Here is a 26,371-nt window from a genome sequence, read left to right as displayed (position 1 = left end):
CGATATTTTATTGACAATGTGCGCTAACATTGCCGTCCGAACCGTGCCAGTCCGATGACGCAACCCCGCATTTATCCGCTCGGCGATGCCGCCCTCGTCTGCGAGGTGGCGCCGCCCGCCACGCTCGATTGCCAGCGCCGCGTCTGGGCCGTTGCCGAGGCCGCGCGCGCGTGGCCCGACGTGATCGACGTCGTGCCGGGCATGAACAACCTGACCATCGTATTCGACGCGCTCGCCGCGACGGCCGAATCGCTCACGCCGGCGCTGCGCGACGCGTGGGCCACGGCCGACGTCGAGCACGCGGACGGCCGCGAGGTCGAGATCCCGGTCGAATACGGCGGTGCCGCCGGCCCCGACCTGGCCGCCGTCGCCGCACACACGGGCCTGTCGGCCGACGAAGTCGTCACGCGCCACGCGGCCGGCGAATACGTCGTGTTCTTCGTCGGCTTCCAGCCGGGCTTCGCGTATCTCGGCGGCCTCGACGCATCGCTGCACACGCCGCGCCGCGCGGCGCCGCGCCTCGAGGTGCCGGCCGGCTCGGTCGGCATCGGCGGCGCGCAAACGGGCATCTACCCGGCCACGTCGCCCGGCGGCTGGCAACTGATCGGCCGCACGTCGCACGTCCTGTTCGATCCGTCGCGGCAGCAGCCCACGCTGCTGCTGCCCGGCGACCGCGTGCGCTTCACCATTGCGGGAGTCGACGCGCGATGACCCAGAGCACCGCACCCAGCAACATCGAGGTGTTGCGCGCCGGCCCGCTGTCGACCGTGCAGGATCTCGGGCGCCGCGGCGCGCGCCATCTCGGCGTCGCGCAGGGCGGCGCGCTCGACGGCCTTGCGCTCGAGGTCGGCAACCGACTGGTCGGCAACCGCCCCGACGCGGCGGCCGTCGAGATCACGATCGGCCCGGCCGCCTTCCGCTTCCCGCGCGCCACCCGCATCGCACTCACCGGCACCGAATTCGGCGCGACGCTCGACGGGCAACGCGTGTATTCGTGGTGGAGCCTGCCGGTCGACGCCGGGCAGACGCTCGTGCTGCCGGCCGCGAAACGCGGAATGCGCGGCTACCTGTGCATCGCCGGCGGCATCGACGTACTGCCGATGCTCGGCTCGCGCAGCACCGATCTCGCGTCGCGCTTCGGCGGCCTCGGCGGCCGTGCGCTGCGCGACGGCGATCGCCTCCCGGTCGGCGTGCCGCCGGCCGGCGCGGGCTGCCTCGCGGCCGATGCGCCCGAATTCGGCGTGAAGGCGCCCGCCTGGTGCGCGTTCATGCGCATCGACGAGCCGCCGCGCCGCCACCGCCCCGCGCATGCGCCGTGGGCGATGCCCGTGCGCGTGCTGCCGGGCCCCGACTACGCATCGTTCGCGGCCGATTCGCAGCAGGCGTTCTGGGACGAGGAATGGCTCGTCACCGCGAACAGCAACCGGATGGGCTATCGCCTCGCCGGCGCCGAGCTCGCGCGCGAGCGGCCGGTCGAGCTGCTGTCGCACGCGGTGCTGCCCGGCACGATCCAGGTGCCGCCGAACGGCCAGCCGATCGTGCTGATGCACGACGCGCAGACCACCGGCGGCTATCCGAAAATCGGCACGGTGATCCGCGCCGACCTGTGGAAACTCGCGCAGGCGCGGCTCAACCTGCCGATCCGCTTCGTGCGCACGACACCCGATGCCGCACGCGCCGCACTCGCCGCGGAACGTGCGTATTTGCGACAGATCGACGTCGCGATCGACATGCGCGAGGAAGCACGCCGCCGCGCCCAGTCGCGCGCGGCGTGACAATGGCCGAAGCAGTATGAAAGACGCGCCACGCAATCAGTGGACGAGGAACATCATGGAAATCGATCTGAATGCCGATCTCGGCGAAGGATGCGGATCGGACGAGGCGCTGCTCGACCTCGTCACGTCCGCGAACATCGCATGCGGCTGGCACGCGGGCGGCGCCAATGCGATGCGCGACTGCGTGCGCTGGGCCGTGCAGAAAGGCGTGTCGATCGGCGCGCACCCGAGCTTTCACGATCCGGAGAATTTCGGCCGCAAGGAAATGCAGCTGCCGGCCGGCGACATCTATGCCGGCGTGCTGTACCAGCTCGGCGCGCTGTCGGCGATCGCGCAGGCCGAAGGCGGGCGCATCGTGCACGTGAAACCGCACGGCGCGCTGTACAACCAGGCCGCGCGCGACCCGATGATCGCCGATGCGGTGGTGTCCGCGATCCACGACTTCGATCCGTCGCTCGCGGTGTTCGGGCTCGCGAACAGCGTGTTCATCGCGGCCGCGCGGCATGCGGGGCTCGCCGCGGTGGAGGAAGTGTTCGCCGATCGCGGCTACCACGCGGACGGTTCGCTCGTGCCGCGCAGCCAGCCCGGCGCGCTGATCGACGACGAAGAAGCCGTGCTCGCGCGCACGCTCGACATGGTGCGCAACCGGCAAGTGCGTGCGCTGAGCGGCGAATGGGTGCCGCTGAACGCGCAGACCGTCTGCCTGCACGGCGACGGGCCGCACGCGCTCGCGTTCGCGAAACGGATCCGCGCAGCGCTCGAGGCCGCCGGCGTCGACGTCGTGGCGCCGGGTGCGCTGCAGGCCGACGAAGGCGCGTAGGACCCGAGACGCGCGCCATGCGCGAAATCCGTCGCACAAAAGAAAAAAGCGCCCTCGTGGCGCTTTTCCGTTGGCGCAATCGCTGCGGCTTCGCCGTCTGTCGATTCGCCCCCCGAAACCGTCTTTCGACGGTGACCGGAAAAATCTTCCGGATTAAAAAACGTCCGCCGCCGCCCGATCACTGCATTCCCCGGTCAGACGACGGAACGTCACTTTTTTTGCAAGTCGGCCCGCATGCATGTGTTGTTCGACGATGATTGGCCCCGCCGTGCATGCAGACACTCCGCGGCCGGCACGTGCTTCACGTGCCGGCAACGCTAACCCCGCGCTTTATTTCTGCTACCCCGTAGAACTTATCTATTCTTTTCATTTTTTCAACTTGTGGGGTGAAGAATAGATATTGGCAGAACGGGATGTCAATCGTTTTAAACGCTATTTTCCGACGATTCAAGGGTTTTCCTTATCGATTGACACCACCGCTCAGGCGCCTCACGCCGTGCGCGCGCTGTCAAACAAACAGGGGAAGATCAGTGCGTGCAGCCGGGCGCGGTCAGTTCGCGTCGACCCGGTATCCTTGCTGGCGCAACAATTCGAGCACGCCGCGCGAGCCGCCCAGATGCAGCGCGCCGATCGCGACGAACAGCGGCCGGTTCGGCGCGGCGATTGCAGTCATCCGTGCAACGAAGCGCCGGTTGCGCTCGTACAGGATCTTGTTGTCGATCGACGCCGACAACGCCTTCGAACGCGCGAGCCGCTCGCTCTTCGCGACGGCCCATGCCGCGATGGCGTCGGCGTCGCCAATTCGCCACAGCCGGTGCAGCGACTTGATGTCGTCCGCGTTCTGCGCGGGGGTCTGCACCATGTCCTGCGCGAGCATCTCGCGCTGCTCGGCGAGCGTCAGCCCGGTGAATGCGCGCATCTGTTCGGCGAGCGTCTCGAGCCCGATCACGCGGCCGCCCTTCTTCTTCAGGAACACGTTCTGCAGTTGCGCCTCGGTGCCGTATTCGGTCTGCAGGCCGGCCGACAGCGAATCGTAGGTCTCGACGACGAGCGCCGCGAGCCACGGCCGCATCTTGCGGATCTCGACGAGCGCGGCCGGGTTGCCGCGCAGGCGCGCCGCGAGCCGCTGCCACAGCGGTTCGGGCAGCAGCCGCTGCAGGCACGGGTAGCGGCATACGCCGTACTTCGACACGTCGTCCTGCGATTCGAGCAGGTCGTCCGGCGACAGCTCCAGCGCCAGCGTCGGCGACGCGGCGAGCGCCGCGAGGATGCGCGGGCGGAACGGCTGCGCGCTCGGGTAATCGGACGGGTCGCCCGTGTGCAGCGTGCCGAGCACGTAGAGCGTGACCTTGCCCTTGGTCGCGACGTAGAACGGCATGCGCGCGGGCTGCACGCGCACCGTGCCGCGCGCGACCGTGCCGTCCGACACGGAAGGCGCATGGAAACCCGGCAGGCTCATGCCGGGCGGCGGGACCTGCGACGGATGAATCGGCGAGGTCGCCGGCGCGCGCCCTTCGGCGCGCGCCGACTCGACGGGAACAGCGAGGCTGGCCGCCACGCACGCGCCGGCCAGCGCCGCGCCCGTGACGGTGCGCACGCTCCAGCGCCGCGCGGTGCGGTACGCGCGCATCACGCGCGCGCTGCTTGCCCCGAACGGCGCACGCTGAATGCGCGCGCCGCCAACGCTTCAGGCATTCGCCTCCCCTACCTCCTCGGCGCGATGGCAGGCCACGCGCCGTCCGTCGACTTCACGCAACTGCGGTTCCTCGGCGCGGCAGCGCTCGACCGCGTACGGGCAGCGCTGGTGGAACGCGCAGCCCGACGGCGGATTGAGCGGCGACGGCAGCTCGCCCTGCAGCTTGATCTGCACGCGGCGGTCTTCCTCGAAGATCGCCGGCGTCGCCGACATCAGCGCACGCGTGTACGGATGGCGCGGCCGCGCGTAGATCGTCGCCTTGTCGCCGAGCTCGGCGACGCTGCCGAAGTACATCACCATCACGTCGTCCGCGACATGCTCGACCACCGACAGGTTGTGCGAGATGAACACGTAGCTCGTCTTGAACTGCTCCTGCAGATCCATGAACAGGTTCAGGATCTGCGCCTGGATCGACACGTCGAGCGCGGACACCGGCTCGTCGGCGACGACGATCCGCGGATCGAGGATCATCGCGCGCGCGATCGCGACACGCTGGCGCTGGCCGCCCGAGAACATGTGCGGATAACGCTTCGCGTGCTCGGGCCGCAGGCCGACCGTGCGCATGATCTGCGCGATGCGCTGCGCGCGTTCGGCGGCCGTCAGGTTCGCGTTGATCTCGAGCGGCTCGGCGAGCGTCTGCTCGACGGTCTTGCGCGGGTTGAGCGACGCGAACGGGTTCTGGAACACCATCTGCACGCGGCGGCGCAGTTCGGCGACCGTGTCGCGGCTCGCGCCGGCCACGTTCTTGCCGTCGATCGTCAGGCTGCCCGACGTGGGCGTCTCGATCATCGTGAGCTGGCGCGCGAGCGTCGACTTCCCGCAGCCCGATTCGCCGACGACCGCGAGCGTCTTGCCGCGCTTCAGCGAAAACGACACGCCGTTCAGCGCCTTCACCGTGCCCTGGCCGAACATCCCGCGCTTCACCGTGTAGTGCTTCGCGAGCCCGTCTGCCACCAGCACCGCTTCCTCGTCGTGCGGCGCGCGACGCGTATCTTGGACTGCATTCATCGTGCGCCTCCCGTCAGGTCGAGGTTGGAAACATGAAGCGGCTTGATGCAGCGCACGCGCATCGCATCGTTGGCCGGTACCAGCGTGTCGAGCGCCGGCCGCGCCTTGCGGCAATCGTCGACCATGTACTTGCAGCGCGGCGCGAACAGGCACCCGGACGGGCGATCATCGCGGCCGGGCACCATGCCGGGCAATGCGGCAAGGCGACGCGCCCCCTTATTGTGCTCGGGAATCGCGGCAAGCAGCGCTTCGGTGTACGGATGGTGCGGCGCGCGGAAGATGTCGGGCACGCGGTTGGTCTCGATGATCTCGCCCGCGTACATCACCGCGACGCGCTGCGCGACCTCCGACACCACGGCCAGGTCGTGCGAGATCAGCACGAGCGCCATGCCGCGCTCCTTCTGCAGCTTCACGAGCAGGTCCATGATCTGCGCCTGGATCGTCACGTCGAGCGCGGTGGTCGGCTCGTCGGCGATCAGCAGCTTCGGGTTGCACGCGACGGCCATCGCGATCATCACGCGCTGGTTCATCCCGCCCGACATCTGGTGCGGAAACGACGTGATGCGGTTCTTCGCATCGGGAATGCCGACCTGATCGAGCAGTTCGAGCGCGCGCCGGTCGAGCGCGTCGCCGCGCAGCCCTTCGTGCAGCTTCAGCACTTCCTTGATCTGGTAGCCGACGGTATAGCTCGGGTTCAGGCTCGTCAGCGCGTCCTGGAACACCATCGCGATGTCCTTGCCGACGATCTTGCGGCGCGCCTTCGGCGACGCCTTCAGCAGGTCGACGCCGTTGAACGTGACCTCGTCGGCCGTGACCTTGCCCGGCGCGTCGATCAGGCCCATCAGCGCCATCATCGTCACGCTCTTGCCCGAGCCCGATTCGCCGACGACGCCTACCACCTCGCCCGGCGCGATCGACAGGTTGATCCGGTCGACTGCGGGCAGGCCGTTGAAGTTCACCGCGAGATTGCGGATGGTCAGAAGATCCTGGTTCATGTCGTCCTCCGACGGGCCGCCCCAAGGAGGACGACCGCCCCCTCGAGGGGCAGCGAATAAAATGAGCGTGGGGGTTGTTTCATCTCACGCCATCCGTTTCAGTTTGGGATCGAGCGCGTCGCGCAGCCCGTCGCCGAGCAGGTTGATCGCGAGCACCGAAATCAGGATCGACAGCCCGGGCATCGTCACGATCCACCACGCGTTGTCGATGTAGTCGCGCGCGGACGCGAGCATCGCGCCCCACTCGGCGGTCGGCGGTTGCACGCCGAGGCCGAGGAAGCCGAGCGCGGCCGCGTCGAGGATCGCCGACGAGAAGCCGAGCGTCGCCTGCACGATCAGCGGCGCCGTGCAGTTGGGCAACACCTGCGAGAACATCAGGCGCAGCGTGCCGGCACCGGCCACGCGCGACGCCGTCACGTATTCCTTCTGCAGCTCGCCGAGCGCCGAGGCGCGCGTGAGGCGCACATAGGCCGGCAGCGCGACGATCGCGATCGCGAACATCGTGTTGGTGAGGCCCGGGCCGATGATCGCGACGACCGCGACCGCGAGCAGCAGCGACGGCAGCGCGAGCAGCACGTCCATGATGCGCATCACGGGCGTGTCGGCCCACTTCTGGAAGAACGCGGCGACGAGCCCGAGCACGATGCCGGGGATCAGCGCAAGCACGACCGACACGAAGCCGATCCAGAACGACATCCGCGCGCCGAACATCAGGCGCGAAAGAATGTCGCGGCCGGCTTCGTCGGTGCCGAGGATGAATTTCCAGTTGCCGCCGGCGAGCCACGCGGGCGGGATCTTCACGTAGTCGCGATATTGCTCGACCGGGCTGTGCGGCGCGATCAGCGGCGCGAGCAGCGCGATCAGGATCAGCGTGATCACGACGATGCCGGCGCCGACGGCGCCGCGGTTGCGCGAGAAGTTGGCCCAGAACTCGCGCAGCGCGAGCGCACGGCCGCCGGCCGGCGCGGATTCGCTCGGCAGGGTGTTTTGCAGATTGCTCATGGAATTACCTCGTGTGGCGGATGCGCGGATTCAGCACGCCGTACAGCAGGTCGACGACCAGGTTCACGACGATCACGAGCGTCGCGATCAGCAGGATGCCGCCCTGGACGACCGGATAGTCGCGGCGTCCGATCGCATCGATCAGCCACTTGCCGACACCGGGCCACGAAAAGAGCGTCTCGGTCAGCACGGCGCCGGCGAGCAGCGTGCCGATCTGCAGGCCGATCACGGTGACGACCGGGATCAGCGCGTTGCGCAGCGCGTGCACGACGACCACGCGCGCCGGCGACAACCCCTTCGCACGCGCGGTGCGGATGTAGTCCTCGCGCAGCACTTCGAGCATCGACGAGCGCGTCATCCGCGCGATCACCGCGAGCGGGATCGTGCCGAGCACGATCGCGGGCAGGATCAGGTGGCTGACCGCCGACTTGAACGAGCCTTCGTCCGGCGCGAGCAGCGCGTCGATCAGCATGAAGCCCGTCGGGTGCGGGAAGTCGTATTCGACGGCGATGCGCCCCGACACGGGCGTCCAGCCGAGGTATGACGAAAACACCATGATGAGGATCAGCCCCCACCAGAAGATCGGCATCGAGTAACCGGTGAGCGCGGTGCCCATCACGCCGTGATCGACGACCGAGCCGCGCCGCAGCGCGGCGATCACGCCGGCCGGCAGCCCGACCGCGAGCGCGAACACGAGCGCGCACAGCGACAGCTCGACGGTCGCCGGGAAGCGCGCGAAGAACTCGCCGCCGACGCTCGTGTTGGTGATGATCGACGTGCCGAGATCGCCGTGCAGCGCACGGCCGATGTAGTGGAGATACTGCACGGGCAGCGGCTGGTCGAGCCCGAGGCGTTTCATCGCCTCCGCGTGCATGGCGGGATCGACACCGCGCTCGCCCATCATCACTTCGATGGGGTCGCCCGGTATCAGGTGAATCAGCGCAAACGCCAGGATGGTGATGCCGATGAAAGTCGGGATCACCATGCCCACGCGGCGCAACACGAATGTGAACATGATGCGTCTCGTAATTTCTTGTGGGAAATGTGCGACCGGCGACGGGAAGCTCGTGGCCTCCCGCCGCCGGATGAGTTACCGGTTTCGGTCTTCGTAGACAGCTTACGCCGGTCGTATTACTTCACGCCGACACCGTCGAAGCGTGCGTAGCCGAGCGGCTCGATGCGCATGTCGACCACGTTCTTGCGCGTCGGCTGGTAGACCGTCGAGTTCGCGATCGGCGAGAACGGCAGTTGCTGCGCGAAGACCTGCTGGGCCTGCATGTAGAGCTTCGTGCGCGCGTCCTGGCCGGTCGTCGTGCGGCCCTTCTGGACCAACTCGTCGAACGGCTTGTAGCACCAGTGCGAGAAGTTGTTGCCCTTGATCGCTTCGCAGCCGAGCAGCGTGCCGAGCCAGTTGTCGGGGTCGCCGTTGTCGCCCGTCCAGCCGATCAGCATCGTGTCCTGCTCACCCGTGTGCGCGCGCTTGATGTACTCGCCCCACTCGTACGTGACGATCTTCGCCTTCACGCCGATCTTCGCCCAGTCGGCCTGGATCATCTCGGCCATCAGGCGGGCGTTCGGGTTGTACGCGCGCTGCACGGGCATCGCCCACAGCGTGATCTCGAAACCGTTCGCATAGCCGGCCTTCGCGAGCAGCGCCTTCGCCTTCGCGGTGTCGTAGGCGGCCATCTTCAGGTTCTTGTCGTACGACCATTGGGTCGGCGGCATCGGTGCAGTAGCAGCCTGGCCCGCACCCTGGTAGACGGATTCGAGGATCGCCTTCTTGTTGATCGCCATGTCGAGCGCCTGACGCACTTCGAGCTTGTCGACCGGCTTGTGCTCGACGTTGTACGCGAGGTAGCCGAGGTTGAAGCCCGGCTGCGACGGCATCGCGATGTCGGATTCGGCCTTCAGCGTCGCGATGTCGGCCGGACGCGGATAGCTCATCACCTGGCACTCGTTGCGCTTGATCTTCTGCACGCGCACGCCCGGGTCGGGCGTGATCGAGAAGATCAGCTTCGAGATCTTCACTTCGCCCTTCTTCCAGTAATCAGGATTGCCGTCGAAACGGATCGTCGCGTCCTTCGTGTAGCTGCGGAAGATGAACGGGCCCGTGCCGACCGGCTTCTGGTTGATGTCGGCGGCCTTGCCGGCCTTCATCAGCTGGTCGCCGTATTCGGCCGACAGGATCGACGCGAATTCCATCGCCATGTTCTGGATGAACGGCGCGTTCGGCTCGGCCAGCGTGAACTTCACGGTGTACGGATCGACCTTCTCGACCTTCGTGATCAGCTTGTCCAGGCCCATGTCCGTGAAGTACGGAAACGACACCGGGTACGCCTTGCGGAAGGCCTGGTTCGGGTCGAGCATGCGCTGGAACGTGAACAGCACGTCGTCCGCGTTGAATTCGCGCGTCGGCTTGAAGAAGTCGGTGGTGTGGAACTTCACGCCGTGGCGCAGGTGGAAGGTGTACACCTTGCCGTCCGGCGACACGTCCCACTTCTCGGCGAGGCCCGGCTCGACCTTCGTGCCGCCGCGCTCGAATTCGACGAGGCGGTTGTAGACGGTGAACGTGGCGGCGGTGAAATCGACGCCGGTCGTAAATTGCGCGGAATCAAAACCCGCCGGGCTGCCTTCTGAGCAGTAGACGAGCGTTTTGTTCGGGATCTGTGCGAATGCAGAGCCCGCGACGCCGAGCGATGCCGCTGCCACGCCTGCAATGGCGGTAACACGCAGGGTGTGCAACAGACGGTTGTATTCCATGTTTCCTCCAGGTCTCCAGATCGGAACCGGACCCGCCAGGGGCCGGCGTACGCGGATATTACTTGAGCTGACGATGCTGCAACAAGCTGGAGAAAAAACTCTTCGAGACAGGCCCGCGCGGGTTTTTGCGGATGTCGTGCCCGATTGAAAAATGCGACAACGCGCGCGAGCGACAATTCCGTTCATCTCGCGCAAGTTTCGTTCGAAGACTAAACAATTCGGGCGCGAACGCGAAGGTTCGGCGCGCCATTTCGCGCATCCGGCCGCACATCATTGCGTTTTGCGAAACGATCCGTTAACCCGGCATCACGCTGGCGCGTCGAGGTCGGCGCTGCGCGCGGGCACGAACGCCACCGCGACGATCGACAGCGCGAGCCCGGCCATCACGTAGTAGGTTGGCGCAAGCGGCGTCCCCGTGACCTTGATCAGCCACGTGACGATGAACTGCCCGAAGCCGCCGAACACCATCACCGCGACGTTGTAGGCGATCGACAGCCCGGTCGAGCGCACGTTGGCCGGGAACAGCTCGGCGATCATCGCGCCGAACGGCCCGTAATAGCCGGCGAGCGTCACCGACAGCACGGCCTGCACCGCGATCAGCCGCCCGATGCTCGGCGCCGCGTCGAGCCACACGAACAGCGGATACATCAGCGCGAGCGTCAGCACGAGCGACCACAGCGACAGCCCCTTGCGGCCGATGCGGTCCGACCATGCGCCCGCGACCGGCGACAGCACCATGAGCAGCAGGTTGCCGACGATCACCGCGTAGAACGATTCCGCGTACGACAGCTTCAGCTGCTTCACCGCGAAGGTCGGCAGATAGCTGATCAGCACGTAGATCGTCACCGTCAGCGCGATCACCGAGCCGAGCCCGCACAGCACCTCGCGCGAGTGGCGCGTGAACACGTCGCCGAGCGTCGCGCGTCGCGAGCTTTGCTGCGCATGCAGGAACGCTTCGGAATCGGCGAGATGGCGGCGGATGTAGAAACCGATCGGGCCGATCACGAGCCCGAGGATGAACGGCACGCGCCAGCCCCAGCTGTGCAGCGCGTCGTGCGACAGCCCGCGCGTGACGGCCGCGCCGACGAGCGCGCCGATCAGCAGCGCCGCTGCCTGGCTCGCCATCTGCCAGCTGCCGTAGAAACCGCGTTTCGAGAACGGCGCGGCCTCGATCAGCAGCGCCGTCGCGCTGCCGAATTCGCCGCCCGCGGAGAAGCCCTGCAGCAGCCGGCCCAGCACGATCAGGATCGGGCCGCCGATGCCGATCGCCGCATAGGGCGGCGCGACCGCGAGCAGGAAGATGCCGCCCGTCATCAGCAGGATCACGAGCGACAGCGCGGCCTTGCGGCCGGCGCGGTCCGCGTACAGGCCGAGCACGATGCCGCCGATCGGCCGCATGAAGAACGCGACGCCGAACGTCGCGGTGGTCAGGAGCAGCGACGAGTATTCGCTGGAAGTCGGGAAGAACAGCTCGGCGATCACGACCGTCATGAAGCTGAACACGGTGAAGTCGTACCACTCGAGCGCATTGCCGATCACGGCGGCGGCGACCGCGCGCCGGTTCAGCGCGCGCTCGGGCCTGATCGTTTTCGTTGAATTCGCAATCGTCGCCATGCGTGCCTCATCCTCGTGAATCCGACGTGTCGGGCGGTGCGGCGCGCGGCAGGCCGCGGCGCGCTGGTTTGCAGCGAGTGTAGAAAGCGACGGAACCGTTTTCAAGCAATAAAAAACGCCCGCCATCGAACGATGGCAGGCGTTTTGCGGTTTTCGCCACAATGCGGCATCGCAGGATGCCGCACGGGACTCAACCCATCTTCGAGAAGGCGCTGCACCAGCCCTTCGCCGACACCTGCTTGCCGGGGAAGGCGCCGCACGGGCCCGAAGCCGAACCCTTCTTGCCCTGGTACAGCATGCAGGCCGCGCAATCCTGGCCTGCTGCGTATTTCGGATACTTCGTCTTGTCGACCTTCGTGGCATCGGCCTTGTAGCCGAGCGCCACTGCGGTCGGATCGGTTTCCGGCAGCATCGGCGCATCGGCCAGCGCTTCACGCGACAGCGCCAGCGCGGACACGACGCCAACGCTCGAAATCAGGAAACTCCGACGGGATGTTTTCATGGGGGACTCGCTCCAACGTTATCGATATGAAAGCTGTTCTGGCGACAGCCGTTCGACAGAATACCGCTCAAGCGAATAAATGTGCGCGTCGAAATGCCGGAGATAAGGAATTTCACACGGCCGGCACACGGCCAGCACGTGCAGTCCGCGCGGGCCGCGTCAGCGGTAAGCGGCCATGTCGCCGACGCGCTGCGCGAGCGCAAGCGACGCGGTGAGCCCCGGCGATTCGATGCCGAACAGGTTCACGAGCCCGCGCACGCCATGCTGCGCGGCGCCCTGCACGATGAAGTCGGCCGGCGGCTCGCCGGGCCCCGCGACCTTCGGCCGGATGCCCGCGTACGCCGGCTGCAGCGCGTCGTCGGGCAGGCCCGGCCAGAACGCGCGGATCGACGCGTAGAACGCGTTCGCGCGCGCCGGATCGACTTCGTAGCGCAGCGAATCGCACCACTCGACGTCCGGGCCGAAGCGCGCTTGCCCGGCAAGGTCGAGCGTCAGGTGCACGCCGAGCCCCGCGCGATCGGGCATCGGGTAGACGAGATGCGAAAACGGCGCGCGACCCGACAGGCTGAAGTAATTGCCGCGCGCGAGATAAAGCGGCGGCACCCAGCGCGGATCGAGCCCGCGCGTGCGGCGCGCGAGCGCCTGCGCGCCGAGCCCCGCGCTGTTGATCACGCAGGCAGCCTCGATCTCGGCGGGCGCGTCGCCGCCCGTGCGCACGACGAAGCGCCCGCCGCGCAGCACGTCGATCGATTCGACCGGGGATTTCAGCGCACACACGGCGCCGTCGCGTTCCGCGGCGCCGAGCAGCGCGAGCATCAGCTGGTGGCTGTCGACGATGCCGGTGGATGGCGAGAACAGCGCTTCGACACATTCGAGCGCGGGCTCGAGCGTCTGCGCCTCGGCGCGCGTGAGCGGCAGCAGGTCGAGCACGCCGTTTTCGGCCGCGCGCGCGGCGATCGCCTTCAACTGCTTCACCTGCGCGGCGCTCGTCGCGACGAGCAGCTTGCCGGCCCGCCGGTGCGGCACGTGATGGGTTTCGCAGAAGTCATACAGCAGGTCGCGCCCGTGCACGCACGACATCGCCTTCAGCGATCCGCGCGGATAGTAGAGCCCGGCGTGGATCACTTCGCTGTTGCGCGAGCTGGTGCCCGTGCCGATCGCATCGGCGGCCTCGAGCACGAGCGTTTCCCGCCCGCGCGCGGCCAGCTCGCGCGCAATCGCAAGACCGACGACACCCGCGCCGATCACCACACAATCCGTCTGCTCCATGACTTTTCGCGCCATTAACGCGTCGAGGGGAGAGAAGGGATTGTACGTCCCGGTTCACCCGCCTGCCGAACGCATGTGTATCGCGACGGTGCGACGCATGACGCGGCACACGACGCGGCGCGCGCACGATGCCGCCGTGCGCGCGCCGCCGCCGGTTCAGAAGCCGATCGGCCTGCGTTTCGCGGCCCCTTCGTCCGCGCGGATGTCGCCCGGGCCGATCGCGTCGCGGCCGTCGAGCCGCGCGGCGCCGAATGCGTGCAGCAGCGCGCGGCGCATCGTGCGCGGCGGCGTCGCGACGAGCACGTCGAGCGCGTCGTCGCCGAGCGTGTCGGGGAAGCGCCGCCCCCATGCGTGCGACGTGCGGATTTCGTCGTAGATCGTCTGCGCGATCCGGCGCGCGCCGGCCGCATCGGGCGGTGCGATCTCGTACACGTTCATCCGGTTGAGCAGCGGTTCCGGAATCGCCTGCGCTTCGTTCGCGGTCGCGACCCAGATCACGTTGCCCGCATCGATCGGCACTTCCGCGAATTCGTCGACGAACGCGCGCGCGGTGTCGTGCTCGAGCAACGCGTACAGCGCGCCGAGCGGATCGTATTGCGCATCGCTGCCGGCCTTGTCGATTTCGTCGACCGCGATCACCGGGTTCGCGTAGCTGCCGTTCACGAGCGCGTCGAACACCTTGCCGGGCTTCGCGTTCTTCCATTGCGACGATGCGCCCGACAGGATCCAGCCGGCCGTCAGCGAACTCATCGGCACGTAGTGGTACGCGGTGCCGAGCAGTTGCGCGAGCGCCTTCGCGAAATGCGTCTTGCCGATCCCGGGCGGCCCGAGCAGCAGGATCGGCATCAGTTCGAGCCGGTCGTCCGTTTCGAGACACAGCGCGACCTGCTTGCGCACGTCGTCGAGCGGCTCGGTGAAATTGGGCAACGCTTCGCCGAGCGCGTCGAACGACGGCATCCGGTTCGGTTTCACGCAAAAGCGCAGATTGCCCGTCTTGAGCATCCTCTCGTAGGTTGCGCGCAGTGCGTCGCTCGCGCTCTCGTTCAGGTCGCTCAGCGCCGTCTCGACCTGCTCGAGGTCGTACACCGTGCTGAAGGACGCCACCGCCAGTTCCTGCTTCACCATCGCCGTCGTCATACCAACCTCGCTGCCGCTTGCCTTCACACGACCATCAGACCCTTACGATTTCAGTGTAGCGATCCCGCATCCCCGCGCAAGCAAGCAGCCGAGCGAGTGTGCTGCTAACACCGGGGCGCGCTGCATGCCCGCGCGCGCCGGCGTATGATCGTCGGTTCACCCACCCGCCGCGCCGGCCTCGCCGACGGCGCCCGCGCGGCGCTTCGCGCGCCGCCCCGAAGGTATGCCGATGTCCGTTCCCGCCGCCTCCCCGCGCATCGACACCGATGCGATCCACGCCGTCGATGCTGCGCTCACGTCGCGCCGCGCGGTCCGCGCGTTCCTGCCGACACCCGTGCCGCGCGACACGCTGGAGGCGATCCTCGAAGCCGCGAGCCGCGCGCCGTCGGGCACCAACATCCAGCCGTGGCGCGTGTACGTCGCGACGGGCGCCACGCGCGATGCGCTCGCCACCGCGCTCACCGCGGCCCACGACGATCCCGCGCGCGACGAAAAATACGTCGCCGAGTACGACTACTACCCGCGCGAATGGGTGTCGCCGTATATCGACCGGCGCCGCAAGGTCGGCTGGGACCTCTACGGGCTGTTGAACATCGGTCGTGACGAGAAGGCGCGCATGCACGCGCAACACGCGCGCAACTTCCGCTTCTTCGATGCGCCCGTGGCGCTGTTCTTCACGCTCGACCGCGTGATGACGCACGGCGCGTGGCTCGATTGCGGGATGTTCCTGCAGGGCGTGATGACGGCCGCCCGCGCACGCGGGCTCGATACCTGCCCGCAGGCCGCGTTCGTGCCGTTTCACCGGATCGTCGCCGAACACCTCGGCATTCCCGCCAACGAGCAGTTCGTATGCGGCATGTCGCTCGGCCATGCGGACCCCGACGCGATCGAAAACCGCCTCGTCACCGAGCGCGCGCCCGTCGCCGAGTTCGCGCGCTTTTTCGCTTGAAAACGCGTGACGCGGCCCTACCTTTCGAACAGGACCCCATCGTGCTGCGAACCTGTCGCGGCACGCCCTGTCACATCACGATCGAAATCGATCGGGCGTAAGATGTGCGTCCGTTCCCCGCTATCGCGCGTTTCCGGAGACGTTTCATGCTGAAACACGGCCTGGCCGTCCTGCTCGCGAGCATCACGCTCGCCGCCCATGCGCAGAGCCCCGCGCCGGCCTCCGTCGCGTGGGAGATCCAGGTGGTGCGCGACGGTCAGACGATCGACACGTTCCAGCAGCGCACCACCGTGGGGCAGACCCGCACCGATACCCATCGCTATCCGTCCGCCGTGCCGGTCGGCTGCGGCAACGACGCGCGCGTCGTGCCGACCGAGCGCTCGCGCGCGGTGACGGTCGCGCCGCTCGCGGTCGACGCAAACGCGAACACGGTGTCGCTCGCGCTCGACGTGCAGGAAACGCTCGACGACGAAAACGCGACGCGCAGCGATCCGTGCGTGCCGGCATCGCCGCGGCAAATCGTCGCGAGCCACCCCGGTCTCGCGGTCGGCAGCGACGCCTGGACCGACTGGACGCTCGTCGAGCAGCACCCGCATCTCGTCTACCGCGTGCGCGCGCACGTCGCGAAGGACTGAGCGTCATGTCCGCCGACGCCCTGTCCCTGCCGTTCGCCGAACCGCACGCCGCGCCCGACGAAATCACCGCGGTCAGCTGGAACCTGCACAAGGGCCGCTCGCCGCTCGGCTTCACCGCGTGGAACGCGATGCGCAACTGGATGCAGTCGACGCACGCCGACGTGTATTTCCTGCAGGAAGCGATGGCGCGCCGCATGCCGCGCCCGGTGCTCGCGCCCGGCTTCGGCGCGCAGATGGACGACGCGGTCGACGACGTCTGGCACTGCCAGGCCACCGAGATCGCGCACGCGCTCGACTGGCAGATCGCGCTCGGGCCGAACGTGTTCAAGCCGTCCTGGCGGCACGGCAACGCGATCCTGTCGCCGCATCCGCTCGACCTCGGCGGCCGCTGGGACATCTCCGCGCACCGCTTCGAGCGGCGCGGGCTGCTCGTCGCGCGCGCGACGCTCGCGGGCGCGCGGCCGGTCACGCTGCTGTGCGCGCATCTCGCCCTCACGCGCGCCGCGCGGCTGCGCCAGATGCACTGGATCGCGCACTGGATCGTGCGCAACGCGGGCGACGGCCCGCTGATGCTCGCCGGCGATTTCAACGACTGGCGCAATGACTCCGTCGCGCTGTTCGGCGAGATCGGGATGTCCGAGGTCGCGACGCTGCTCGGCGAATCGGGCCGCACGTTCCCCGCGTTCTCGCCGGCGCTCGCACTCGACAAGATGTTCGTGCGTGGCCTGACGCCGCTCGAATGGCGCGCACCGTCCGGCGAAGCCGCGTGGCTGTCGGACCACCTGCCGTACATCGCGCGCCTGCGCCTCGATCCGCAGTAACGGACCAGCAGTAACGATTCCCGGCCACGGCCCGATCCCGCTCGGCCGGAGCGCAATCGCGCGGGGCGCGCTACAGTAACGGCTTGCCCAATCCGCCACCGCCCGCCGCCGGGCGCGCCGTCATGACCTACCTGCCGATCCTGCTGCAAATCGCCGTCGTCTATCTCATCGCGGCAATCACCCCGGGCCCGAATTTCTTCATGATTTCGCAGTTGTCGCTCGCCGGGCGGCGCAGCCTGGGCGCCGCGTCGGCGCTCGGCGTCGGCACCGCGTCGGTCGCGTGGGCAACGCTCGCGATGCTCGGCCTCGCGGCCGTGCTGCACCAGGTCGAATGGCTGTACGAGACGATCCGGATCGGCGGCGCCGTCTATCTCGTGTATTTCGGCATCAAGCTGCTGCGCTCGGGCGTGCGCCGCGACGCGGCGCCGGCCGACGCGCCGGACGAACGCGCGCCGCTGGCCGCGCCGCACGCGCGCGACTACCTGCGCGCCTACCGCAGCGGCCTGTTCACCTGCCTGACGAACCCGAAATCGTGCGCGTTCTGGACCAGCGTGTTCGCGGCGATGCTGCCCGCGCACGTGCCGCTGTGGTTCAACGGCGCGGTGCTGGTGACGATCGGCGTGCTGTCGGCCGGCTGGTATTCGTGTGTCGCGTACCTGTTCGCGAGCCCGCGCGCGCAGCGCGGTTACCGGCGCGTGCGGCGCCCGCTCGACGCATTGTGCGGGGTGGCGCTGGTCGGTCTCGGCGCGAAACTCGCAGCCGATCGCTGAAAGCTGATTGAAATAATACGTTGCGCCAAATCCGCGCAACCACGGGGGTCAAGCCCGCGATCAGCGCCAACAGGGTAAAATAACCAGTTCGTCAATCGTCTGTCATCGAGAGGGCGCGTGTCCGACGCGCCGGCCGGCCGATCCTCGATCGGGCCGTCGCACTCGGTTTTTTTGCCCGTTTTTGGGCCCGTTACACGCGTTCGCTACGCGCGTCCGTTTTCAAAGCCATGAGCAAATACGACACCGCCACCGTCCAATCCGTCCATCACTGGACCGACACGCTTTTCAGCTTCACCTGCAGCCGTGAGGCGAGCCTGCGCTTCAACAACGGCGAATTCACGATGGTCGGCCTCGAAGTCGACGGCAAGCCGCTCGCGCGCGCCTACTCGATCGTCAGCCCGAACTACGAAGAGCACCTCGAATTCTTCAGCATCAAGGTTCAGAACGGCCCGCTGACGTCGCGCCTGCAGCACCTGAAGGTGGGCGACACGGTGCTGATCGGCAAGAAGCCGACGGGCACGCTCGTCGCCGACAACCTGCTGCCGGGCAAGACGCTGTGGATGCTGTCGACCGGCACGGGCCTCGCGCCGTTCATGTCGATCATCCGCGATCCGGAAATTTACGACCGCTTCGACAAGGTGATCCTGACGCACACGTGCCGCCTGAAGGGCGAGCTCGCGTACATGGACTACATCAAGCACGACCTGCCGGGCCACGAGTACCTGGGCGACATCATCAAGGAAAAGCTCATCTACTACCCGACCGTCACGCGCGAGGAATTCGAGAACGAAGGCCGGATCACCGACCTGATCGCGACGGGCAAGCTGTTCACGGATCTCGACGTCCCGGCGTTCTCGCCGGAAAACGACCGCGTGATGCTGTGCGGCAGCACCGCGATGCTGAAGGACACGACCGACCTGCTGAAGCAGGCCGGCCTCGTCGAAGGCAAGAACAGCGCGCCGGGCCACTACGTGATCGAGCGCGCATTCGTGGACTGATCTGCCCCGAAATTTGTGCCGCATCAAGAAACCGGAGCAAAAGCTCCGGTTTTTTTTCGCCCCTACTTGGCGAATTCGTAACAAACTGGGACCATCCCATCTCAAATAGTTACATTTGGATACGTCATCGTCCGGCGCTCGGGTGTCAGTGTTTTTCCTACAACACGTTCATTCCGATTATTCACATTTACCCTTAAATGTCCGTCCGACATGACCTTTTCAGAATTTTTGAGATATTATTCGGCCCGCGTGGTTGCCGTTCGGATGCAAGTGGAAGGGTCGGATGCAAGTGTTACAAGACGTAACTTTTGTTACCTCGGCATGGGGCGATTCTCTGGCGGCGACCGTCATCGAAACGGCAGCCGATTCACGCAGCCAGCCGGTGTCTGAACCGCTTTCTGACAGCAGGGAGAGTCATGGATACGTCGCTTAACGCGCCCTTGGGCGCCCACGCCCCGTTCCCGTCGCGGCAGCTCGTTCACAGCTGCGCCGCTACTCCGCCCATTGCCGAAACTCCGCCGAAACGCGGCGCATCCGCCGCACGGATCGCGGCGCTGTCCGCCCAACTGCTCGCCGCCGACGAAGCCGCTCGCCGCCACCTGGCCGGCGAGCTGCACGACGGGCTCGGGGCCGAACTGACCGCTGCTCGTTTCGCGCTCGCAAACGTTCAAACGTGGCTGCCGGCCGATGCGCCGGACGGTTGCCTGCGCGCGCTGGAGCTTGCGCAGCAGGCGCTCGACGCCGCCACCGACGCGAATCGCCGGCTGATCGACGAGCGCGACACGCCGGCGCTCGACGCGGGCGTGGTCGGCGCATTGTCGTCGTGGGTCGACAACCATGCGGCACGCACGGGCCTGCGCACGAGCTTCGTCTGCGCCGCCGACGCCCGCCTGACGCAAATCGCCGGCGCCAGCGCGCTCGCAGTGTTCCGCGTCGCGCAGGAAGCGTTGTCGAACGTCGCGAAACACGCGCGCGCCACGTCGGTCGACGTGCGGATCGTCACCGACGGCACGCATCTGTCTCTGATTGTCGCCGATGATGGGACCGGTTTCGCCCGGGGCCGCCGCAACGGCTACGGCCTCGCCGGCATGCGTGCCCGCTGCGAGGCGTTCGGCGGCAGCTTCGAGACGGCCACGCCGGAAACCGGCCGCGGCACGCGCGTCACCGCGCGCTTCGCGTGGGATTCGCTGCTGGCGGTGCCCGTCGCGGCACGCCGCGCGTCGATTTCGTGAGGTCGTCATGAGCCTGAACATCCTGCTCGTGGACGATCACGCGATCGTCCGGCAAGGGATCCGCCAGCTGCTGATCGACCGCGGCGTCGCGCGCGACGTCACCGAGGCCGAGAATGGCGGCGACGCGATGGCCGCCGTCGACAAACAGGAATTCGACGTGATCCTGCTCGACATCTCGCTGCCCGATACCAACGGCATCGAGGTGCTCAAGCGCCTGAAGCGCAAGCTGTCGCGCACGCCGGTGCTGATGTTCTCGATGTACCGCGAAGACCAGTACGCGGTGCGCGCGCTGAAGGCCGGCGCCGCCGGCTACCTGTCGAAGACGGTCAACGCCGCGCAGATGATCGGCGCGATCCAGCAGGTCGCGGCCGGCCGCAAGTACGTGAGCCCCGCGATGGCCGAAGCGCTCGCCGAATACGTGTCGTTCGAGAACGAGCCGCTGCCGCACGAGAAGCTGTCCGACCGCGAATACCAGACGCTCTGCATGCTCGCGTCGGGCAAGCGGCTCACCGATATCGCGAACACGCTGTCGCTGTCCGTGAAGACGGTGAGCGTGTACCGGTCGCGGCTGCTCGAGAAGATGCGGCTGTCGAACAACGCGGAACTCACGTTCTACGTGATGAGCAACCGGCTCGTCGACATGGCGCCCACGGCCGGCGCCTGATTCGCCCGATTCAACGGCGCGGCGCACGCCGCGCCGCCTTCAACCGCCGCCCGCAACAAGCGCAAGCGCTTGTTTTATCGGACGATTTCCCGACGATCCGCTGCGCCGCAGCGGGTCTTGTTCGTCAAATCGGCTAAAATTACGGGTTTTCACTCAGTCAGCGCCGCCGCGTTCGCGCGCACTGGCGATTCATCCTCAATGTCTCTCTTCCGCAAGAAAAACGTCGATCGCATGATCGCCGGCGCGCATGCCGCCGGGCTCAAGAAAGCGCTCGGCGCTGTCGACCTCACCTTCCTCGGCATCGGCGCGATCATCGGCACCGGCATCTTCGTGCTGACCGGCACCGGCGCCGTGCAGGCCGGCCCCGCGCTGATGCTGTCGTTCGTGATCGCCGCGATCGCGTGCGGCCTCGCGGCGCTGTCGTACGCGGAGTTCGCGTCGACGATCCCCGTCGCCGGCTCGATCTACACGTATTCGTACGCCACGCTCGGCGAACTCGTCGCATGGATCATCGGCTGGGACCTGATGCTCGAATACGGCCTCGCGGCATCGGCCGTGTCGGTCGGCTGGTCGGGCTACCTGCAGTCGCTGCTGCAGGGCTTCGGGCTCACGCTGCCGACCGTGCTGACGGCCGCGCCCGGCGCGGTGCCGGGCGTCGTCACGTGGTTCAACCTGCCCGCGTTCCTCGTGATGCTCGTGATCACGACGCTGCTGTCGATCGGCATCCGCGAGTCGACCCGCATCAACAACATCATGGTGTTCATCAAGGTGTCGGTGGTGCTGCTCGTGATCGCGGTCGGCGTGTTCCACGTGACGCCCGCGAACTGGAAGCCGTTCATGCCGCACGGCTGGAACGGCGTGTTCGGCGCTGCGGCCGTGATGTTCTTCGCGTTCATCGGCTTCGATGCGGTGTCGTCGGCGGCCGAGGAAGTGAAGAATCCGAAACGCGACCTGCCGATCGGCATCATCGCGTCGCTCGCGGTGTGCGCGGTGCTGTACGTGACGGTCGCCGCGGTCGCGACCGGCATCGTGCCGTCGGCCCGGTACGCGAACATCTCGCATCCGATCTCGTACGCGCTGCAAGCCGCCGGCGAGAACTGGGTCGCGGGCTTCATCGATCTCGGCGCCGTGCTCGGCATGCTGACCGTGATCCTCGTGATGAGCTACGGCCAGACGCGCGTGATCTTCGCGATGTCGCGCGACGGGCTGCTGCCGGCGATGCTGTCGCGCGTGCATCCGCGCTATGCGACGCCGTTCCTGACGACCTGGCTCGTCGGCCTGTTCTTCGGGCTGATCGCGGCGCTCGTGCCACTCAACGTGCTCGCCGAGCTGATCAACATCGGCACGCTCGCCGCATTCTCGATGGTGTCGATCGCCGTGCTCGTGCTGCGCCGCACGCACCCGCACCTGCCGCGCGCATTCCGCTGCCCCGGCGTGCCCGTGGTGCCGATCCTCGCGGTCGCGTCGTGCCTGTTCCTGATGCTGAACCTGCAGCCGATCACGTGGGCCGCGTTCGGCATCTGGCTCGTGATCGGCCTTGCGATCTACTTCCTGTACTCGCGTCACCACTCGAAGCTCGCGCACGGTCACCACGACACGCACTGACCTCCGCCGCTGCGCGCACACCGCGCGCAGCGGTGCGACGCCGCGCCGGGCCGTCACCGGCACCGCGCGGCACACCCTTCCCCAGTAGAACCTGCCGCCGGACACGCGCCGCCGCGCCATTCCCGCGCTCGCGCGCTGTCCGATCGTCGCAATGTCTTGCCCGATCCTCCGGATTTGCCCGCACGAGCCGCCGCGCGGCCTGCACGCGCGCGCGGGGCGGTTCATAATCCCGCCATCGAACGACGGCCCGGACCAGCGGGCCGCCCGGCAACAGGAAATGATGATGGAAAGCGTCGATCTCGATGTATTGAAATCCAGCGCGCGCTGGCTCGAAGAAGGGCGCCGCGTGCTGCTCGTGACCGTCGTGAAGACGTGGGGCTCGTCGCCGCGCCCCGAAGGCGCGATGCTCGCGGTACGCGAAGACGGGCTCGTGGTCGGCTCCGTGTCCGGCGGCTGCATCGAGGACGACCTGATCGCCCGCGTGCACGCAAGCGGGATCGCGGCCGATGCACGCCCGGAAGCGCTCAAGTACGGTGTCACGGCCGAAGAAGCGCACCGTTTCGGGCTGCCCTGCGGCGGCACGATCCAGCTCGTGCTGGAGCCGCTCACGCGCGACAGCGGCATTGCCGCGCTGTGCGCGGAAGTCGAGGCCGGCCGCCTCGTCACGCGCACGATGACGCTCGCGACCGGCCGCGCGTCGCTGTCGCCCGCGCAGGCGGCCGACGGGCTCGCATTCGACGGCGAGCGGCTCGTGACGATCCATGGGCCGCGCTACCGGATGCTCGTGATCGGCGCCGGCCAGTTGTCGCGCTATCTGTGCCAGATCGCGGTCGGGCTCGACTACCAGGTGACGGTGTGCGATCCGCGCGAGGAATACACGGATGCGTGGGACGTGCCGGGCACGCGCGTCGTGCGCACGATGCCCGACGACACGGTGCTCGACATGAAGCTCGATGCACGTTCCGCCGTGATCGCGCTCACGCACGATCCGAAGCTCGACGATCTCGCGCTGATGGAGGCATTGAAGACGCCCGCGTTCTACGTGGGCGCGCTCGGCTCGCGGCGCAACAACGCGGCACGGCGCGAGCGGCTGCGCGAGTTCGATCTGAACGAAGCGGAACTGGGCCGGCTGCACGGGCCGGCCGGCATCTACATCGGCAGCCGGACGCCGCCGGAAATCGCGATCTCGATCCTCGCCGAAATCACCGCCGCGAAGAATCACGTGTCGCTGCCGACGATCCTGCAGGTCGAAGGCGCGAAGGCTGCGCGCGAGATCGCGTCGAACAGCGGCGCGGCCTGCGGCCTCTGAGCCGCGCCGAACGCGCGGCTGGAACCGTTCGCGCCGGCGGGTCGGCCGGCGCGAACGCCGATCAGGTCAGGCCGGCGGCGAGCGCCGCGGCGACCGAACCGACCACCAGCACGACGCCGACCGTGCGGCGCTTGTTCAGCTCGGTCCACAACAGCACGCCCGTCAGCGACAGCAGGATCAGCGAGCCGGCGATCGTGTCCATCAGCAGCACCCAGCCGAGATTCATGCCGACGCCGCGATGCAGGTTGTTCAGCGTCGTCAGGAACGTGTTGCCCGTGCGCTTCACCGACACGTAGCCGTTGCCGACCCAGTATTCGGCCTGCAGGTTCTGGTGCGGGCCGAACACGCCGAACTGCCAGTGTTCGGGCTGCATCACGCGTTTGTCGCCCCACGCGACGGCCTGCGCGGGCTCCTTGCGCATGCGCCCCGGCTTGCCGTCGAAATGCAGCTCGTGCTGCAGCCACTTCGTCATCGCGGCGGGCGACTTCGGCGCCGGATCCGGCAGCGCGATCTGCATCTCCTCGACCTGCGGCTCGCCGGTCGAAATCTTCAGCGGCGGCGCGCGGTGGTTGAGCAGCACGCCCGTCACGCCGAACAGCAGCCCGAGCACCGCGCCCCACAGCCCGACCCAGCCGTGCACCTTGCGCAGCCACTTGATGAAGGTCGCGCGGCGCGAGCGCTGGCGGCGTGCGGCCAGTTCGTCGTCGGTCAGCGGGCGGGCCGCCGGGTGCAGCAGTGTGACGCCTGCGAGGGGCGTACCCGCGCGCGGCGGGTCGATGGTTTCGGGCGCGTTCACGCGAAAGTATCCATTCGTTCAAAACAACGGGCGGCGCGCAGGGAACGCGCGCCGCCCGGGAAACATGAAAATGAGAATGGATATCATTACATAAATCGAATTCCGGCTCAATCCGTCCGGGCACGCGGCGGCGGGCCCGACAAACGCGAAAATGCGGACGAAGCGCGCACGTTGGAGTGTGATGGTGATCGTTCGGGAATCGATGTCGACCGAATGACGATGCAAGCCTTGGACAGCACTTCGTAAGAAACCGCGCGATGCCGTGCCCGTCAGCGCAGCGGCGGCAGCGGAAAGCGCGGTGTGGCGTCGTCCGGTGCGGGCTCGGTGCGATCGAGCGCGTACAGCCACGCGAGCAGATCCGCGACGGCCTGATAGAGCTGCGGCGGAATCCGGTCGTCGAGGTCGACCTGCATCAGCAACGACACCATTTCCGGCGCCGTATGCACGTACAGCCCCGCATCGTGCGCGCGCGCGACGATCATCTCGGCGAGCACGCCATAGCCTTTCGCGACCACGCGCGGCGCCGCATCGCCGCCTTTCGGGTCGTAGACGAGCGCAGCCGCGCGCTTGCGGGACGTCATGCTCATCGCGGCGTCTCGTCGTCGGTGGCCCGAGCGCCAGATGTGCGCGGCGCGGGCCCGCCGGCCGCCCCGCTCGCATACGCGGCGGCGGCCGCCTGCGCGGCGAACAGGTCGAAGCCGTCCGGCCCGTCGTCGACCGCGCGGATCGACAGCCCGCCGACGCGCAGCCCCGATCCCTCGAGCCGCTGCCGCAGCGCGGCCTCGTGCCGCGCGAGGCGGTCGGCGCCCGACTGGTTCGCCCGCAGCCGAGCGACGAGCTGCGCACCGTTCAGCACCAGCTCGGCGTCGACCGTGCCAAGCGACGGCAACGTCAGCGTCAGGCGCGTGCGCCACGCGATGCCATCGCCCGCATCGTCGCCGCCGCGCGGCGCGCGGTTGCCCGGATCGTCCGGCTCGATCGTCCAGTCGAGCCGCGCGCCGGGCCACGCCTCGCCCGTCCAGCGGAACTGGTCGGTGGCGAGCGTATCGAGCTGCTGCCTGACGAGCGGCACGGCGGCCGGATGCACCGGGGCCAGCGTCTGCGGTTGCGGATCGGTCGAGGCGGCGGCCAGCGCGCCGCGAGCGGGTGTCCAGCTCGCGTCGGCGCGCGCATCGAGCGGATCGGCGGCGTCGGCCGGCAGCGACGCGCCCTGCCGGGCGCCCGCCGGCAAAGCCTGCGCGGCGTCGCGAGCCGGCGCGCCGGCCTGAGCCGGCATGCCCGGTTGCGCGGTCGCCCGCGTCGCGGCCGGCAACGGCGGACGCTGCGCGAGCAGTTCGTCGAGCACGTCGGTCGCGCCGGGCTGCGCGGCATCCGGATCAGCCTGCGCGAGCGCGGCCGCCAGACGCGCCTGCGGCTCGCGCATCAGCGCCGCGAGCGGACGCTGGCCGGCCAGCCACTGCGCCAGATGGGATTCGTAGAAGAGGCCGCTCTCGCTCACGGCCTGCGCGAGCGCCGCACGCAGCGCCGCGACCGCCGGCGGCGCTGCCGCCTCGCGCGCCGCCGCGGCGGACGATGCCGCAGCGGAAGCAGACGTGGAAGCCGCAGCCGGATCGGCCGGAGCAGGCGCGCGTGCCGGCACGGCCGTATCGGTCAGCAGCACGGTGGGATCGACCAGCAGCGGCGCACGCCCGGCAACGGGCGGCGTCGCGTCGCCGCCGGCGCGCGAGATCGCGTCGAGCACGCGCCCGACATCGGACAGCGCGGTTTGCGTGGAAGCCGGCGGCGCGGCAGGCGGGCCGCCGGCCGAAGGCGCGGGCGATGCGCCGGCGCCCGGCGTGCCGACCTGCGAGGTCGCGCCGCCGCCGGCGGGCGCCGATACGGTGCCGGTCAGCAGGCTGTCGAGGCGGCTCGCCAGCAGCGCGGCCGCAACGGAGTCGATACCGGTCATGATCGGAGCCTGCTCACCTCAGCCACATCGTTGCGAATCCGGAGGAACGGCTCGCCGGTGCTGCCC

The 26,371-nt window shown here is 68.1% G+C and carries 24 protein-coding genes and 1 pseudogene; 12 read left to right on the top strand and 13 right to left on the bottom strand.

Going from position 1 to position 26,371, the window contains the following annotated elements; translation table 11 throughout:
* Positions 1–54: 54 nt before the first annotated feature.
* From pxpB to pxpA, 3 genes are read left to right on the top strand one after another with little or no spacing between them, the layout of a single operon-like run.
* Positions 55–711, top strand: coding sequence for a 5-oxoprolinase subunit PxpB (gene pxpB, locus BBJ41_RS13410; RefSeq protein WP_069746787.1), 657 nt, complete (start codon positions 55–57; stop codon positions 709–711).
* Positions 708–1,775, top strand: coding sequence for a 5-oxoprolinase subunit C family protein (locus BBJ41_RS13405; RefSeq protein WP_069746786.1), 1,068 nt, complete (start codon positions 708–710; stop codon positions 1,773–1,775). The genes pxpB and BBJ41_RS13405 overlap by 4 nt, the downstream gene beginning before the upstream one ends.
* Before the next feature lie 55 nt (positions 1,776–1,830).
* The gene (gene pxpA / locus BBJ41_RS13400) at positions 1,831–2,595 is read left to right on the top strand and encodes a 5-oxoprolinase subunit PxpA (RefSeq protein WP_069746785.1); all 765 of its coding nucleotides are present in this window, start codon (positions 1,831–1,833) and stop codon (positions 2,593–2,595) included.
* Between the two features lie 550 nt (positions 2,596–3,145).
* Here pxpA and BBJ41_RS13395 read toward each other — a convergent pair.
* From BBJ41_RS13395 to BBJ41_RS13350, 10 genes and pseudogenes are all read right to left on the bottom strand, one after another.
* A pseudogene (locus BBJ41_RS13395) lies at positions 3,146–4,290 on the bottom strand (TraB/GumN family protein).
* Positions 4,283–5,299 carry a peptide ABC transporter ATP-binding protein gene (locus BBJ41_RS13390; protein WP_069746783.1) on the bottom strand — a complete coding sequence of 339 codons (1,017 nt, stop codon included), beginning with the start codon at positions 5,297–5,299 and terminating at the stop codon, positions 4,283–4,285. Before BBJ41_RS13390 ends, BBJ41_RS13395 begins: the two are co-directional and overlap by 8 nt.
* A complete protein-coding gene (locus BBJ41_RS13385; protein ID WP_069746782.1) occupies positions 5,296–6,294 on the bottom strand; it encodes an ABC transporter ATP-binding protein in 999 nt (332 codons plus the stop codon). Before BBJ41_RS13385 ends, BBJ41_RS13390 begins: the two co-directional genes overlap by 4 nt.
* A gap of 84 nt (positions 6,295–6,378) precedes the next feature.
* Positions 6,379–7,296: an ABC transporter permease subunit gene (locus BBJ41_RS13380; protein ID WP_069746781.1), complete on the bottom strand. Its 918-nt coding sequence runs from the start codon at positions 7,294–7,296 to the stop codon at positions 6,379–6,381.
* 4 nt (positions 7,297–7,300) lie between these two features.
* On the bottom strand, positions 7,301–8,311 hold the full coding sequence (locus tag BBJ41_RS13375; RefSeq protein WP_069746780.1) for an ABC transporter permease subunit: 1,011 nt from the start codon (positions 8,309–8,311) through the stop codon (positions 7,301–7,303).
* 116 nt (positions 8,312–8,427) lie between these two features.
* Positions 8,428–10,056, bottom strand: coding sequence for an ABC transporter substrate-binding protein (locus tag BBJ41_RS13370; protein WP_069746779.1), 1,629 nt, complete (start codon positions 10,054–10,056; stop codon positions 8,428–8,430).
* A gap of 306 nt (positions 10,057–10,362) precedes the next feature.
* Complete coding sequence (locus BBJ41_RS13365) at positions 10,363–11,670, bottom strand: MFS transporter (protein ID WP_069746778.1); 1,308 nt, start codon at positions 11,668–11,670, stop codon at positions 10,363–10,365.
* A 190-nt stretch (positions 11,671–11,860) separates the two neighbouring features.
* Entirely contained in the window at positions 11,861–12,172 is a 312-nt protein-coding gene (locus BBJ41_RS13360) for a high-potential iron-sulfur protein (RefSeq protein WP_069746777.1), read from the bottom strand.
* A gap of 159 nt (positions 12,173–12,331) precedes the next feature.
* Entirely contained in the window at positions 12,332–13,441 is a 1,110-nt protein-coding gene (locus BBJ41_RS13355; protein WP_069746776.1) for an NAD(P)/FAD-dependent oxidoreductase, read from the bottom strand.
* A 156-nt stretch (positions 13,442–13,597) separates the two neighbouring features.
* Positions 13,598–14,578, bottom strand: coding sequence for an AAA family ATPase (locus BBJ41_RS13350; RefSeq protein ID WP_069746775.1), 981 nt, complete (start codon positions 14,576–14,578; stop codon positions 13,598–13,600).
* Between the two features lie 229 nt (positions 14,579–14,807).
* On the opposite strand from BBJ41_RS13350, the gene BBJ41_RS13345 reads away from it, so the two are divergent.
* The 9 genes from BBJ41_RS13345 (at position 14,808) to BBJ41_RS13305 (ending at position 23,561) form a co-directional block, all read left to right on the top strand.
* A complete protein-coding gene (locus BBJ41_RS13345; RefSeq protein WP_069747698.1) occupies positions 14,808–15,527 on the top strand; it encodes a nitroreductase in 720 nt (239 codons plus the stop codon).
* Between the two features lie 146 nt (positions 15,528–15,673).
* Positions 15,674–16,162, top strand: a complete 489-nt coding sequence (locus BBJ41_RS13340) for a hypothetical protein (RefSeq protein ID WP_069746774.1) — start codon at positions 15,674–15,676, stop codon at positions 16,160–16,162.
* 5 nt (positions 16,163–16,167) lie between these two features.
* On the top strand, positions 16,168–16,983 hold the full coding sequence (locus BBJ41_RS13335) for an endonuclease/exonuclease/phosphatase family protein (protein ID WP_034190285.1): 816 nt from the start codon (positions 16,168–16,170) through the stop codon (positions 16,981–16,983).
* Positions 16,984–17,105: 122 nt separating this feature from the next.
* Complete coding sequence (locus BBJ41_RS13330; protein WP_069746773.1) at positions 17,106–17,753, top strand: LysE family translocator; 648 nt, start codon at positions 17,106–17,108, stop codon at positions 17,751–17,753.
* A gap of 227 nt (positions 17,754–17,980) precedes the next feature.
* Complete coding sequence (locus tag BBJ41_RS13325; protein WP_069746772.1) at positions 17,981–18,751, top strand: ferredoxin--NADP reductase; 771 nt, start codon at positions 17,981–17,983, stop codon at positions 18,749–18,751.
* Between the two features lie 416 nt (positions 18,752–19,167).
* Positions 19,168–19,983, top strand: coding sequence for a quorum system sensor histidine kinase RqpS (gene rqpS, locus BBJ41_RS13320; protein ID WP_069746771.1), 816 nt, complete (start codon positions 19,168–19,170; stop codon positions 19,981–19,983).
* Between the two features lie 7 nt (positions 19,984–19,990).
* A complete protein-coding gene (gene rqpR / locus BBJ41_RS13315; RefSeq protein WP_069746770.1) occupies positions 19,991–20,647 on the top strand; it encodes a response regulator transcription factor RqpR in 657 nt (218 codons plus the stop codon).
* Between the two features lie 198 nt (positions 20,648–20,845).
* Positions 20,846–22,252 carry an amino acid permease gene (locus BBJ41_RS13310; protein ID WP_069746769.1) on the top strand — a complete coding sequence of 469 codons (1,407 nt, stop codon included), beginning with the start codon at positions 20,846–20,848 and terminating at the stop codon, positions 22,250–22,252.
* 283 nt (positions 22,253–22,535) lie between these two features.
* Entirely contained in the window at positions 22,536–23,561 is a 1,026-nt protein-coding gene (locus BBJ41_RS13305; protein WP_069747697.1) for an XdhC family protein, read from the top strand.
* A gap of 61 nt (positions 23,562–23,622) precedes the next feature.
* Here the strand turns inward: BBJ41_RS13305 and BBJ41_RS13300 are convergent, their stop codons facing one another.
* The 3 genes from BBJ41_RS13300 to fliK all read right to left on the bottom strand — a co-directional run bounded on the left by BBJ41_RS13300 (position 23,623) and on the right by fliK (position 26,305).
* Positions 23,623–24,357, bottom strand: coding sequence for a PepSY-associated TM helix domain-containing protein (locus tag BBJ41_RS13300; protein ID WP_069746768.1), 735 nt, complete (start codon positions 24,355–24,357; stop codon positions 23,623–23,625).
* A 269-nt stretch (positions 24,358–24,626) separates the two neighbouring features.
* Positions 24,627–24,944, bottom strand: a complete 318-nt coding sequence (locus BBJ41_RS13295; protein WP_060058607.1) for an EscU/YscU/HrcU family type III secretion system export apparatus switch protein — start codon at positions 24,942–24,944, stop codon at positions 24,627–24,629.
* On the bottom strand, positions 24,941–26,305 hold the full coding sequence (gene fliK / locus BBJ41_RS13290) for a flagellar hook-length control protein FliK (RefSeq protein ID WP_069746767.1): 1,365 nt from the start codon (positions 26,303–26,305) through the stop codon (positions 24,941–24,943). The genes BBJ41_RS13295 and fliK overlap by 4 nt, the downstream gene beginning before the upstream one ends.
* Positions 26,306–26,371: the final 66 nt, after the last annotated feature.

Source organism: Burkholderia stabilis, assembly GCF_001742165.1.
In the GTDB taxonomy this organism is placed as follows: Bacteria; Pseudomonadota; Gammaproteobacteria; order Burkholderiales; family Burkholderiaceae; genus Burkholderia; species Burkholderia stabilis.
The sequence above is the reverse complement of the archived record's forward strand: the minus strand, read 5'-3'. Positions and strand labels throughout refer to the sequence as shown.

Bases quoted from the DNA above. Each gene is read 5' to 3' on its own strand.
- pxpB (WP_069746787.1), top strand. From the start codon at position 55: ATGACGCAACCCCGCATTTATCCGCTCGGCGATGCCGCCCTCGTCTGC.
- BBJ41_RS13405 (WP_069746786.1), top strand. From the start codon at position 708: ATGACCCAGAGCACCGCACCCAGCAACATCGAGGTGTTGCGCGCCGGC.
- pxpA (WP_069746785.1), top strand. From the start codon at position 1,831: ATGGAAATCGATCTGAATGCCGATCTCGGCGAAGGATGCGGATCGGAC.
- BBJ41_RS13390 (WP_069746783.1), bottom strand. From the start codon at position 5,299: ATGAATGCAGTCCAAGATACGCGTCGCGCGCCGCACGACGAGGAAGCG.
- BBJ41_RS13385 (WP_069746782.1), bottom strand. From the start codon at position 6,294: ATGAACCAGGATCTTCTGACCATCCGCAATCTCGCGGTGAACTTCAAC.
- BBJ41_RS13380 (WP_069746781.1), bottom strand. From the start codon at position 7,296: ATGAGCAATCTGCAAAACACCCTGCCGAGCGAATCCGCGCCGGCCGGC.
- BBJ41_RS13375 (WP_069746780.1), bottom strand. From the start codon at position 8,311: ATGTTCACATTCGTGTTGCGCCGCGTGGGCATGGTGATCCCGACTTTC.
- BBJ41_RS13370 (WP_069746779.1), bottom strand. From the start codon at position 10,056: ATGGAATACAACCGTCTGTTGCACACCCTGCGTGTTACCGCCATTGCA.
- BBJ41_RS13365 (WP_069746778.1), bottom strand. From the start codon at position 11,670: ATGGCGACGATTGCGAATTCAACGAAAACGATCAGGCCCGAGCGCGCG.
- BBJ41_RS13360 (WP_069746777.1), bottom strand. From the start codon at position 12,172: ATGAAAACATCCCGTCGGAGTTTCCTGATTTCGAGCGTTGGCGTCGTG.
- BBJ41_RS13355 (WP_069746776.1), bottom strand. From the start codon at position 13,441: ATGGAGCAGACGGATTGTGTGGTGATCGGCGCGGGTGTCGTCGGTCTT.
- BBJ41_RS13350 (WP_069746775.1), bottom strand. From the start codon at position 14,578: ATGACGACGGCGATGGTGAAGCAGGAACTGGCGGTGGCGTCCTTCAGC.
- BBJ41_RS13345 (WP_069747698.1), top strand. From the start codon at position 14,808: ATGTCCGTTCCCGCCGCCTCCCCGCGCATCGACACCGATGCGATCCAC.
- BBJ41_RS13340 (WP_069746774.1), top strand. From the start codon at position 15,674: ATGCTGAAACACGGCCTGGCCGTCCTGCTCGCGAGCATCACGCTCGCC.
- BBJ41_RS13335 (WP_034190285.1), top strand. From the start codon at position 16,168: ATGTCCGCCGACGCCCTGTCCCTGCCGTTCGCCGAACCGCACGCCGCG.
- BBJ41_RS13330 (WP_069746773.1), top strand. From the start codon at position 17,106: ATGACCTACCTGCCGATCCTGCTGCAAATCGCCGTCGTCTATCTCATC.
- BBJ41_RS13325 (WP_069746772.1), top strand. From the start codon at position 17,981: ATGAGCAAATACGACACCGCCACCGTCCAATCCGTCCATCACTGGACC.
- rqpS (WP_069746771.1), top strand. From the start codon at position 19,168: ATGGATACGTCGCTTAACGCGCCCTTGGGCGCCCACGCCCCGTTCCCG.
- rqpR (WP_069746770.1), top strand. From the start codon at position 19,991: ATGAGCCTGAACATCCTGCTCGTGGACGATCACGCGATCGTCCGGCAA.
- BBJ41_RS13310 (WP_069746769.1), top strand. From the start codon at position 20,846: ATGTCTCTCTTCCGCAAGAAAAACGTCGATCGCATGATCGCCGGCGCG.
- BBJ41_RS13305 (WP_069747697.1), top strand. From the start codon at position 22,536: ATGGAAAGCGTCGATCTCGATGTATTGAAATCCAGCGCGCGCTGGCTC.
- BBJ41_RS13295 (WP_060058607.1), bottom strand. From the start codon at position 24,944: ATGAGCATGACGTCCCGCAAGCGCGCGGCTGCGCTCGTCTACGACCCG.
- fliK (WP_069746767.1), bottom strand. From the start codon at position 26,305: ATGACCGGTATCGACTCCGTTGCGGCCGCGCTGCTGGCGAGCCGCCTC.